Genomic DNA, 11,181 nt, shown 5'->3' on the forward strand with positions numbered 1-11,181 from the left:
GTCAGAAGGGTATAAGCGACCGGTGACCAGCACGCCCACGAAGGCGGCGTCCCGGTCCAGTCCCTGGTCGACGTAGGCGAAGATCAGCGACTCGCTGAAGCCCATCACCAGCGACCCGAGCCCGTACCCGAGCAGGGCCCGGCGCAGGGCCGGCTCACCGGCCAGGTGGCGCAGTCCGGCACCCAGCTCGGCCGGCCAGCGCAGCCGCACCATCGGTGGTGCGGGCTGCGGGGTGGGCAGCGCGCTCACCACCGCCGCCGCGGTCAGGAAGCCGACCATGCCGATACCGGCCAGCGCCCAGCCGCCGATCGCCGCGTAGAGCGCCGCCCCGGCCAGCGGGCCGATCAGCCGCAGCCCCTGGCGGACGGTCTGCAGGACGCCGTTCGCCTCAGCCAGCAGCTCCACCGGCACCAGCTGCCGGATCAGCCCACTGAGCGCCGCGCTGAGCGTGATGTACGACAGGCCGTACAGGGCGGCCACCAGGTACACGAGCCAGACGTCGCCGGCGTCCCGGACGGTGAACAGCGGGATGAGCAGCACCGCGGTGACCAGGTTCGCGGCCACGAAGAAGGGGCGACGCGGGTAGCGGTCGACGAACCAGCCGACCAGGGGCGCCAGCGTCATCGGTGCGATGACGGCGAAGATCGTGGCACCGGCGAGCCCGTCGGAGCCGGTGAGGTCCTTGACCCAGATGGCGAGCGCGAGCAGCAGGATCGACTCGGCGGTCATGCTGGCCAGGAGGCCGCCGAAGAGCAGACGGAAGTCGGGTCGGCGCAGGACGGTGCGCATGGGATCCCTCCGGCGGGATGGTGTGCCCGGGGTGGGCGGGGTCGACGGGGCCGACAACGGGTCCGTCGTGCTCCGGCGTACCCGTGGTCCATTTTTCGCAAGACACGCCCCCGCCGGAACCTCCGACGCCGGTCGCGCCGTCCATACTGACCGTGGGGGGCGAATTTCATACAGTTACCGTCGCGTCTGCGTCGGTCGACGGGAAAGAGGACACCGTGCCTCCTGCCGCACCCAGCCCGATCCTGCGTCGTCGCCGGTTGGGCGTCGAGCTGCGCCGCCTTCGCGAGGCCGCGAGCCTGACCGGGGACCAGGTCATCGAGCGTATCGGTTGGGCGTCCGCGTCCAAACTGTCCCGACTGGAGAACGGTCGCAGCCGTCCGGACCCGCAGGACGTCGCGGTCCTCCTCGACCTCTACGGCGCCGACGCGGCGCAGCGCGAGGAGTTGCTCGGGTTCGCCGGTGAGGCTGGCGACATGCGGACCTGGCTGAAGAACTTCCCGGTGATGACGCTGCAACAGCGCAGCTGGGCGGAACTGGAGGCGGGCTGCGCGGAGATCTCCGAGTACAACCCGGTGCTGGTCCCCGGGCTGTTGCAGACTCCCGGGTACGCCCAGGTCCGGATCGTCTCGGCCCGCCAGGTGGGTGCCGGCGCGGGCGAACCGGAGCCCGGCGACGAGCCCGAGACCGAGGTACAGGCGCGGTTGGCCCGCCAGTCGTTGCTGACCCGGGAGACCGACGCGCCGCGCTACACCGCCGTCCTGGAGGAGGCGGCCCTCGGTCGCCGCGCCGGGCCGCCCGAGGTGCTGCACGAGCAGTTGGTCCAACTTTGCGAGCTGGCTCTGCTACCGAACGTGACGCTGCACGTGCTCCTGCGCGACACGCAGATCGGAGATTGGTACCTTCCGCCGACCGCGTTCTCCCTCTATCGGTTCGCCGATCCCCTCGATCCGGAGACGTTGGCTATCGAAGGGGGCTTCACGGACGTCATGTCGTCCGACGCTATTGCACTAAATCGCTATAAAGTGGTGTTCGAGTGGCTATGCACGGCGGCACTGAACGCCTCGGACACCCTCTCCTGGCTGATCGAGGCGACGGGACGGCTGACCGAGGCGGTGCCCCCATCCACAGTGGCGTTCGGGCCGGCAACGGCGCCGACCCAACGCCGCCGGGCTGCGGGGCGACTGACGGACCGGTGATCCACGGGGGACCATCCGTCGGGGCGTGCGGCACCACTCGTCCCATCGGATCGCTGCACATCAGGAGCAGAACCATGAACGACATCCGCAACACGCCGTCCGTCTCCGCGCAGTCGCTGGTAGACGCCCCGTGGCGTACGAGCACACGCAGCCAGACCTCCAACTGCGTCGAGGTCGCCCCCCTGGGCACCGGTCCCTCGGCGGTCGCGCTGCGCGACAGCAAGGACCGGGGTGGCCCGGTGCTGCTGTTCAACCGCGCGGGCTGGCTCGGCTTCATCACCGGTGCCAAGGGGGGCCAGTTCGATCTGAACTGATCCGGTGACCGGGACGGGGCCGTCGGCGTATCGCCGGCGGCCCCGTCGTCGTGTGCGCCGCCAACCCCGCTGACCAGCCCATCGGTTGATCGGACGAGGCTGGAAACCGATAGGCGCGTTTCAGTTGCTGGGACGAGTACGCGGCGTAGCATGACCTCGAGTACGTGGAACTTCCACACTGGCTCATCCGTCGCGGTTCATCCGGAGACCCTCATGCGGTTCCTGATCGTTCGCACCGACATCCGCGCCGTCGCCGACGGGGACATCGCCGCCGCCTGGGCGGACGGCCACCGACTTCGCGACGAGCCGACCCAGCCTGAGCCGCGCCGGCAGATCGTGCACGCCGAGGACCGGGACGCCGCGCTGTTGCTGGCCCGGGCGCTCGCCACGGTCGGCGCCGTACGCGCCGGCAAGCAACGGGTCAAGGTCCTGCCGCTCACCGAGCCCCGACCCGCGTTCCGACACAAACCGGGCCGCACCGGCCCCTGACCCACCAGACGTCCGTCGTGGTCGGATCGGCTCCCCCGCCGTGTTCCTTGCCTCCGACCATGACGGCCCGTGTTCCCGGCCCGTGACCGCCGCGGCAACGTCGGCCACGGGCCGGGACCGTGCTCAGCGGTCGCCGTCCACCCAACCGTCCAGCCAGCGGTGGATGAGGAACAACGCGATCGACGACGGCGGCGGCAGGATCAGCCGGGCACCGTCGCCCACGTCCACGGTCCGCCCGGCCAGCGCCGCCCCGATCTCCTGCCGGGAGAACCACCGGGCGTACGCGATCTCCGACGGATCGACCCGCACCGGATCCGACGGGTCGGCCGTGGCCAGGAAACCCAACATCAGCGAGCCGGGGAACGGCCACGCCTGGCTGCCCACGTACCCGATCCGCTCGACTCCGATGCCCACCTCCTCACGGACCTCGCGCAGTACGGCGGCCTCGGCCGACTCCCCCGGCTCGACGTAGCCGGCCAGGCACGAGTAGCGCCGACCACCCGGGGTGCCGGGCCAGCCGGCGTTGTTGCCGAGCAGGCAGCGCCCGTCCGGCCCGTCGACCCCGTCGTGCACCAGGACGATCATCGCCGGGTCGGTGCGCGGCCAGATCCGGCCGCCGTTTCGGTCCACCCGGGACCAACCGGCCTCGTCCATCGCCGTCGGCGCACCGGTGCTCGCCGAGTAGCCGTGCCGGGTGTGCCAGTTGACCAGCGCCAACGCGGTAGTGAAGATGCCGGCCTCCCGGTCGGCGAGCAGATGCCCGACCTCGCGCAGGTTGACCGCCCGGGTGCCCGACAACGCCGGCAGCGGCGCGTCGACCGCGAAGACCGGCACCCCGTCCGGCTCGACACCGAGGAACATCGCCATCGACTCGGACCCGGCCGGCAGGTCCGCCGCGCCGAACAGCACCAGCGCCGGAGGCGACACGTCGGTACGGGCCAGCGTCCGCCCGTCGTCGGTCGAGTCGAGCAGCAGCACCCGGGCGCGCAACCACGCCTCGGTCAGCCACTGCGAGTCACCCCGCCGGTGCGCGGCCCGGTCCAGTGTCGACCGGGCCAACGGTGGCGCCGTCTCGCCGCTCACCGCAGGGACTCGGTACGGATCGTGGTCAGCGCGGCCAGGCCCGGGGTGACCAGTTCGGCGTCGCCGAGCACGACGACCGCGGCCCGGGCCGGCGCCAGGTAGCGGGCCGCCACCTCCGCGACGTCGTCGATGCTCGCCTTGGCCAACCTCGCCGCGTACTCGGCGAGGAAGTCCAGACGTAGCCCGTTGCCGGCGTACGCGCTGGTCAACGCGGCCAGCCCGGCCTGGGTGGACATGCCGAGCTGAAGGGTGCCGAGGGCGTACTGGCGGGCCTGCTCCAACTCCTCCGGCTTCGGCGGCAGCGACGCCAACCGGCCCAGCTCGTACGTCGTCTCGAGCAACGCCGGACCGGTGACCTCGGTGGCCACCTCGGCGGCGGCGACCAGCACCGACCCGGCCACCGAGTGCTCGATCACCGAGTGCGGCCCGTACGTGTAGCCCTTGTCCTCGCGGATGTTCTCCACCCAGCGGGAGGAGAAGTAGCCGCCGAAGATCAGGTTGGCCAGTTGCAGCGGAGCGTGGTCGGGGTCGGTGCGGGACACGGCCGGCAGCGCGATACGCAGCGAGGACTGCACCGACCCGGGCCGGTCGACCAGCAGCAGCGGCCCCGGCTCCAGCGGGGGTGTCCGCGGCAGTTCGGCGGTGCGACCGGCGCCGGACCACCCGCCGAGCGCCCGCTCGGCCGCGTCCAGCGCCTTCTCCGGCTGCACGTCGCCGACCAGCACCAACTGCGCACCGGCCGGATGCACCCGCTCGGCGTGCAGGGTGCGCAGCGTCGCCGGCCGGACCGCGCGGATCTGGTCGGGCTCCGGGGTCTGCGTCGCGTACGGGTGCCGGCCGTAGATCCGCTTCAGCAGCGCCTCGCGGGCCAGGTGTGCCGGCTGGCTCTGCGCCACCTCGATCCGGTCGACCAGCCGGTCCCGTTCGGTGGTCACCTCGTCGGTCGGGTAGCTGGCGCCGGTCAACACCTCGGCCAGCAGCTCCAGCATCCGGTCCAGGCCGGTGACCAGGCCGGCGCCGGAGAGCATCAGCCGGTCCGGGTCGACACCGGCGGCCAGCCCACCGCCCACCTTCTGCAGCTCGGCGGCGATCTGCACGCTGGTCATCGACTCGGTGCCGGAGAGCATGGTCTGCGAGAGCATCGCCCCGCGGGCCAGGTGCGCCCGGCCGAACGGGATCCAGAGGCGCAGCTCGACCAGGGGTACGGAGGGCCGGCGTACCGCGATCACGGTCAGACCGTTGCGGAGCGTGCGTTCGGCCTGCCGGGGCACCTTGAGCTTGCGGGTGGGGCCGAGCGGGGGCAGCGTGCGTACGCTCATCGGGCACCTCCGGCGATGACCTCGATGGTGGCGCGGCGCTCCGGTCGAAGGGTGGCGGCGGCGGTCTGGACCTGCTCCTCGGTGACCTCGCCGATCAGCCTCGGCAGGTCGTTGAGCAGCCCCGGCTCACCGCGTTGCTGTTCCAGGACGGCCATCCGCAGCGCCCGGCCGAGCACCGCGTCGGTGTCGCGCAGCAGGTGGGTCGCCATCCGGGCCTGGGTGCGGGCCAGTTCGCCGTCGGTCAGGCCGTCGGTGGCCAGCCGATCGAGTTCCTCGTCGACGGTGCGCAGCACCTTGTCCACGTCGCCGCCCGGCGGCAGGTGCGCCTGCAGCAGCAGCGCGGTGGGATCCCGCACGTCGAACGGGTCACCCATGAAACCGAGGTAGCCGCCGAGGCTGGTCACCGAGCGGTCGCGCTGGACGAGCCGCTCGACGAGCCGCGACGCGTCGCCGTCGGTGAGCACCTCGGCCAGCACCACGTACGGCAGGTAGCCGGCGAAGTCGGTGACCGGGTCGGGCACCCGCCAGGCCCCGGCCACCGCCGGCAGCGGCGCCAGCCGGTCGGTGTACGTGGTGCGCCGCTCGGCGGCCAGGTCGGGCTCGGTGAAGTCGGGTCGCTTCGGCGCGGGGCGGGCCGGCACGTCGCCGAAGTGCCGGTGGACCAGCTCGGTCGCCTCGGCCACGTCGATGTCGCCGCTGACGGCGAGGACCGCGTTGCCGCTGGCGTAGTAGCGGCGGAAGAAGTCGGCGGCGTCGGCGACGGTCGCCGACTCCAGGTCGTCGAACGAGCCGTAGCCGTCGTGCGCGTTGGGGAAGGTGTCGAACATGACCGGCGGCAGGGTGAGCCAGGGGAAACCGCCGTACGGCCGGTTGAGCACGTTGACCCGGATCTCCTCCTTGACCACGTCGACCTGGTTGCGCAGGGTCTCCTCGGTCAGTCGGGGGCCGCGCATCCGGTCCGCCTCCAGGAACAGCGCGCGTTCCAGCGCGTTGCTCGGCAGCGTCTCGAAGTAGTCGGTGTAGTCCAGGTGGGTGGAGCCGTTGAAGGTGCCGCCGGCGCCCTGCACGTGCCGGAAGTGGGCCAGCTTCTCCAGATTTTCCGAGCCCTGGAACATCAGGTGCTCGAAGAGGTGGGCGAAGCCGGTGCGTCCCTCCGGTTCGGAGCGGATGCCGACGTCGTAGACCACCGCCACCCCGATCACCGGGGCGCTGCGATCGGGGGTGAGCACCACCCGCAGGCCGTTGTCGAGGGTGAACCGCTCGACCGGGTACTTGGTCGCTGGAATTCTGGATCTCCGCGCCGCCACGGGACTGACCCTAGCGCGTCGACACCCGCCCCACCGGCGTCCTCCGCGGAGCCGGCACCACCGGTTTGGTGACCAGCGGCAGCACCTCCGCGCCGACCCGCTCGGCCTCCTCTCGGTGCGGCCAGCCGGAGAGGACGAACTCGTCGACGCCGAGGTCGGCGTACTCGTCGATGCGGGCCGCGACCTCGGCGTAGCTGCCGACGAGCGCGGTGCCGGCGCCCTCGCGGACCAGGCCGACCCCGGCCCAGAGGTTGGGTGCGACGGTGAGCCCGTCGGTGCGGCCGGCGTTCAGCGCGGCCATCCGGGCCTGCCCGACGGAGTCCATCCGGCGGAACCTGGCCTGGGCGGCGGCGATCCGTTCCGGGCTCATCCCGGCCAGCAGGCGGTCGGCCTCCGCCCACGCCTCGGCGCTGGTGGGCCGGGCGATGACGTGCAGGCGGAGGCCCGTGCGCAGGGTGCGGCCGTGCTCGGCGGCGAGCGCCCGGACACGGGTGACGCGGGCCGCGATGGCCGTGGGTGGCTCACCCCACATGAGGTACGTGTCGGCCTGCTGGGCCGCGACCGCCTCGGCGGCGGGGGACGCGCCGCCGAAGTAGACCGGCGGCGGCTCGGACAGGGGGGTGGCCAGGCCACCGCCCTCCACCCGGTAGTGCACGCCGGAGTGGTCGAACGGCCGGCCGGCCCAGGCGCGGCGGAGCACCTCGATGAACTCGCCGGTGCGTGCGTAGCGGTCGTCGTGGCCGAGAAAGTCGCCGTACGCGCGCTGCTCGGCCGGGTCGCCGCCGGTGACGATGTTGAGCGACAGCCGACCGCCGGAGACGGCCTGGAACGCCTCGGCCTGCTGGGCGATCAGGGTGGGCAGCGCGAAGCCGGCGCGGACGGCGACCAGCATGCCGAGCCGCTCGGTGTGCTGGGCGACGGCCGCGCAGACGATCCACGGGTCGGGGCAGCCGGCACCGACCGGGGTCAGGACGGCGCTGAAGCCGCCCGCCTCGGCGGCGCGGCCGACCTCGGCCAGGTACGCCACGGTGGCGGCCCGGTCGTGGCGGACGGCGCCCGCGGTGACGGTGGCCGCGCCGACCTGGTCGCCGTCGCCGGAGGTGGGCAGGAACCAGTGGAAGGTCCGTGATCCAGTCACCGGATTACCCTAGCAAGCTAGTAGGAAATACCGACATATCTGAGACCCCGCGTCCCGGCATGTGGATGCCTCTTGACGCTGACCACGCCCTGGCCCACTCTTCCTACCAACTAAGTAGGAATACTGCGGATTGGATGGACGATGAGACGGCTTCCCTTGCGCCGCTTGGTCACCCTGGCCACTCTCGCCGCCCTCGGCGCGGCGATCCTGGGCAGCACCGCCGCGTGCGGCGACGACAGCGAGGGCGCGGGCGGCAGCTCCGGCCCGGTGACGCTGCGCCTCGGCTACTTCCCCAACATCACCCACGCGCCGGCGGTCGTCGGCGTCGAGAAGGGCATCTTCGCCGAGAAGCTCGGCGCCGACGTCAAGCTGGACCCGAAGACCTTCAACGCCGGCCCGGCCGCCATCGAGGCCGTCTTCTCCGGTGCGCTGGACGCCACCTACATCGGTCCGAACCCGACCGTGAACGCGTTCTCCAAGTCGAGGGGCGAGGCGGTCCGGGTCGTCTCCGGCGCGGCGTCCGGTGGCGTGGCGCTGGTGGTCAAGCCCGGCATCAACGGCCCGCAGGACCTGAAGGGCAAGAAGGTCGCCACCCCGCAGCTGGGCAACACCCAGGACGTGGCGATCCGCTACTGGCTCAAGCAGCAGGGGCTCACCACCACCAAGGAGGGCGGCGGCGACGTCAAGATCGTGCCGCAGGAGAACGCCCAGACGGTGGAGACGTTCAACAGCGGCGCGATCGACGGCGCGTGGGTGCCCGAGCCGTTCGTGTCCCGCCTCGTCAACGCCGGCGGCAAGGTGCTCGTCGACGAGCGTGACCTGTGGCCGGACAAGAAGTTCGTCATCACCAACCTGCTGGTCAGCACCAAGTTCCTCAAGGCGCACCCGGACGTGGTGCAGAAGCTGGTCGACGGCCAGGTGGCCGCGAACGAGTTCGTCAACAGCAAGCCCGAGGAGGCCCAGCAGGCGATCTCCGACGCGATCGGCAAGATCACCGGTAAGCCGTTGGACCCGAAGCTGATCAAGCAGGCGTGGCCGACGTTGGAGTTCACCAACGACCCGATCCCCGCCTCGCTCAAGGCCGGCCTCGACCACGCCGTCGAGGTGGGGCTGACCGAGCCGGTCGACCTCAAGGGCCTGTACGACCTCACGTACCTCAACACCGCGCTCAAGGCCGCCGGCAAGCCCGAGGTCACCCAGCCATGACGTCGACCACGACGACGCCGCAGAGCGCGACCACCGCGGTCGCGCTCTCCGGCGTGACCAAGGTGTACGGACGCGGGGCGAACGCCGTACTGGCCCTGGACGGCGTGTCCCTGGACGTCGCGCCGGGCGAGTTCGTCTGCCTGGTCGGCGCCTCCGGCTGCGGCAAGAGCACCCTGCTCAACCTGGTCGCCGGGTTGGATCGGCCCAGCGGCGGAGAGATCGGCCTGGCCGGCGGCGTCAACCCCGGGCTGATGTTCCAGGAGCCGGCGCTGTTTCCCTGGCTGACCGTCGAGGCGAACGTCGAGGTGCCGCTCAAGCTGCGCGGACTGCCCCGGGCCGAGCGGCGGGAACGGGTCGCCGAATTGCTGCGCACCGTGCACCTGGGCGAGTTCGGCCGCAAACGCCCGCACGAGCTGTCCGGCGGGATGCGGCAGCGGGTCGCGCTCGCCCGCACCCTGGCGCTGGACACCCCGGTGCTGCTGATGGACGAGCCGTTCGGCGCGCTGGACGCGATGACCCGCGACATCCTGCACGACGAGCTGGAACGGATCTGGTCCGAGCGCAAACTCTCGGTGCTCTTCGTGACGCACAACGTCCGCGAGGCCGCCCGGCTGGCCGACCGGATCATCCTGCTCTCCAGCCGACCCGGCCGGATCATCTACTCCACCGAGGTGGACATCCCACGCCCGCGACGGATCGACTCCCCCGAGGTCGCCGCCATCGCCGCCGAGGTCACCGAACGGCTCCGTACGGAGGTGGGCCGCCATGGCCAGTGACACCCTCACCAGCTCGGCGCGTACCGACGCGCAGATCTCCGGCCTCGACGCGCTGGAGATCGCCGGCCGGGACAAGGAGGTCTCCCGGGGCGCCCGGATCTGGGCCGGCACGTGGCCCAAACTCGCCGCGCTGGCCATCGCCATCCTGGCCTGGCAGCTGGTGGTCTGGTCGGGTTGGAAGCCGCCGTACTCGCTGCCGGGCCCGCTGGTCGTCGGCCGCGAGCTGCTGGCCCAGGCCCAGGGCCCGCAGCTCTGGGAGGGCCTGCTCACCACGCTGCGCCGCGCCGCCGTCGGCTATGTCTTCTCGGTCGCGGTCGGCCTGCTGCTGGGCCTCGCGGTGGCCCGGTCCACGGTGCTCCGGGCCGCCATCGGCTCGATGATCACCGCGCTGCAGACCATGCCGTCGATCGCCTGGTTCCCGCTGGCCATCCTGCTGTTCGAGCTGAGCGAGAAGGCGATCTTCTTCGTGGTGGTGCTCGGCGCGGCACCGTCCATCGCCAACGGGGTGATCTCCGGTGTGGACTACGTGCCACCACTGCTGAAGCGCGCCGGGCGCAACCTGGGCGCCCGAGGGCTCAACCTCTACCGGTACGTCATCGCACCGGCCGCCCTTCCGGCCATCGTCGCCGGCCTCAAGCAGGGCTGGGCGTTCTCCTGGCGCAGCCTGATGGCCGGTGAGCTGATCGTGGTCGGCATCTCGCAGACCTCGCTCGGCGCGCAGCTCACCTACTCCCGCGAGCTGTCCGACGCGCCCTGGCTGCTCTCCACCATGATCGTTATCCTGGTCGTCGGCCTGGTCGTCGACGCCGCGTTCGGCGCGGCGGACAAGGCGATCCGGCGCCGCTGGGGCGTACTGGACCAGGCTGGTCAGTGACGTGTACGTCTCCGCGCGCAGCGACTACGCGCTCCGGGCCATGCTCGCCGTCGCCGCCGCCAGTGACGGTGCCGGCGAGTTGGTGAAGGCGGCCAGCCTGGCCGAGGTGCAGGACATCCCGCTGAGCTTCCTCCAGGGCATTCTGCTCGACCTGCGCCGGGCCGGCCTGCTGCACAGCCACCGCGGCGCCGAGGGCGGGTACGCGTTGACCCGGCCAGCCGCGGAGATCACGGTCGGGGACGTGCTGCGCGCGGTCGGCGGCTCGCTCACCACCGTGCGCGGCCTGCCGGCCGAGCGGGCCGGCTACCACGGGGTCGCCGCCGGGCTCACCGACGTCTGGCTGGCGGTGCACGGGGCCATCGCCACCGTCGTCGACAGCACGAGCCTGGCCGACCTGCTGGCCCGCGACCCGACCGGCCACGCCCGCAGCGCCTCCTGAGCGCGGTCCCGGTCCGCCCCTGCTCCGCGATCTCCCCTGGATGATCGTGCTCGATCATGGATGTAGTGCCCTCGTCCATGCTGGAAGGGGCCTGTTTCCTGGATCGAGCGCGATCATGACGCGGGTGAGTGCGACCAGGCGCGATCAGGCACCGGGGCGGTGTGGTCGGGTCGGTGCCCCGCCGACCCGACCACACCTCGTACCGATCCTGACCGGGCCTGCCCCTCGCCGGCTCCGGTCGGCCGGTCGCT

Annotated in this window: 12 protein-coding genes; 7 read left to right on the forward strand and 5 right to left on the reverse strand. The window is 72.0% G+C overall.

The annotated features are described in order from the left end of the window. A partial coding sequence (locus F8271_RS26355; RefSeq protein WP_151492527.1) for an MFS transporter occupies window positions 1-789 on the reverse strand: 789 nt, incomplete at its 3' end. Between the two features lie 215 nt (window positions 790-1,004). Between F8271_RS26355 and F8271_RS26360 the strand changes: the two genes are divergently transcribed. From F8271_RS26360 to F8271_RS26370, 3 genes are all read left to right on the forward strand, one after another. Further along, window positions 1,005-1,985 carry a helix-turn-helix transcriptional regulator gene (locus F8271_RS26360; protein ID WP_151492528.1) on the forward strand — a complete coding sequence of 327 codons (981 nt, stop codon included), beginning with the start codon at window positions 1,005-1,007 and terminating at the stop codon, window positions 1,983-1,985. Window positions 1,986-2,059: 74 nt separating this feature from the next. Then, window positions 2,060-2,299 (forward strand): DUF397 domain-containing protein, encoded by a 240-nt coding sequence (locus tag F8271_RS26365; RefSeq protein ID WP_151492529.1) that lies wholly within the window; start codon window positions 2,060-2,062, stop codon window positions 2,297-2,299. A gap of 213 nt (window positions 2,300-2,512) precedes the next feature. Further along, window positions 2,513-2,788, forward strand: a complete 276-nt coding sequence (locus F8271_RS26370; RefSeq protein ID WP_151492531.1) for a hypothetical protein — start codon at window positions 2,513-2,515, stop codon at window positions 2,786-2,788. 123 nt (window positions 2,789-2,911) lie between these two features. On the opposite strand, the gene nudC is transcribed toward F8271_RS26370, so the two are convergent. From nudC to F8271_RS26390, 4 genes are read right to left on the reverse strand one after another with little or no spacing between them, the layout of a single operon-like run. Next, the gene (nudC, locus tag F8271_RS26375; RefSeq protein ID WP_151492532.1) at window positions 2,912-3,871 is read right to left on the reverse strand and encodes an NAD(+) diphosphatase; all 960 of its coding nucleotides are present in this window, start codon (window positions 3,869-3,871) and stop codon (window positions 2,912-2,914) included. Further along, a complete protein-coding gene (locus tag F8271_RS26380) occupies window positions 3,868-5,190 on the reverse strand; it encodes a pitrilysin family protein (RefSeq protein WP_151492534.1) in 1,323 nt (440 codons plus the stop codon). Before F8271_RS26380 ends, nudC begins: the two co-directional genes overlap by 4 nt. After that, entirely contained in the window at window positions 5,187-6,497 is a 1,311-nt protein-coding gene (locus F8271_RS26385; protein ID WP_151492535.1) for a pitrilysin family protein, read from the reverse strand. Before F8271_RS26385 ends, F8271_RS26380 begins: the two co-directional genes overlap by 4 nt. Before the next feature lie 10 nt (window positions 6,498-6,507). After that, window positions 6,508-7,635, reverse strand: coding sequence for an LLM class flavin-dependent oxidoreductase (locus tag F8271_RS26390; RefSeq protein WP_151492537.1), 1,128 nt, complete (start codon window positions 7,633-7,635; stop codon window positions 6,508-6,510). A gap of 141 nt (window positions 7,636-7,776) precedes the next feature. Between F8271_RS26390 and F8271_RS26395 the strand changes: the two genes are divergently transcribed. Genes F8271_RS26395 through F8271_RS26410 form a run of 4 tightly spaced genes read left to right on the forward strand, consistent with a single transcriptional unit; the run spans window position 7,777 to window position 10,930 of the window. Next, complete coding sequence (locus tag F8271_RS26395; protein WP_151492538.1) at window positions 7,777-8,841, forward strand: ABC transporter substrate-binding protein; 1,065 nt, start codon at window positions 7,777-7,779, stop codon at window positions 8,839-8,841. Continuing rightward, a complete protein-coding gene (locus tag F8271_RS26400; protein ID WP_151492540.1) occupies window positions 8,838-9,617 on the forward strand; it encodes an ABC transporter ATP-binding protein in 780 nt (259 codons plus the stop codon). Before F8271_RS26395 ends, F8271_RS26400 begins: the two co-directional genes overlap by 4 nt. Further along, window positions 9,607-10,491 (forward strand): ABC transporter permease, encoded by an 885-nt coding sequence (locus F8271_RS26405; protein ID WP_151492541.1) that lies wholly within the window; start codon window positions 9,607-9,609, stop codon window positions 10,489-10,491. The genes F8271_RS26400 and F8271_RS26405 overlap by 11 nt, the downstream gene beginning before the upstream one ends. A gap of 1 nt (window position 10,492) precedes the next feature. Next, window positions 10,493-10,930: an Rrf2 family transcriptional regulator gene (locus tag F8271_RS26410; protein ID WP_151492542.1), complete on the forward strand. Its 438-nt coding sequence runs from the start codon at window positions 10,493-10,495 to the stop codon at window positions 10,928-10,930. Window positions 10,931-11,181: the final 251 nt, after the last annotated feature.

The sequence above is a fragment of the Micromonospora sp. ALFpr18c genome, assembly GCF_008868155.1.
Classification (GTDB): domain Bacteria; phylum Actinomycetota; class Actinomycetes; order Mycobacteriales; family Micromonosporaceae; genus Micromonospora.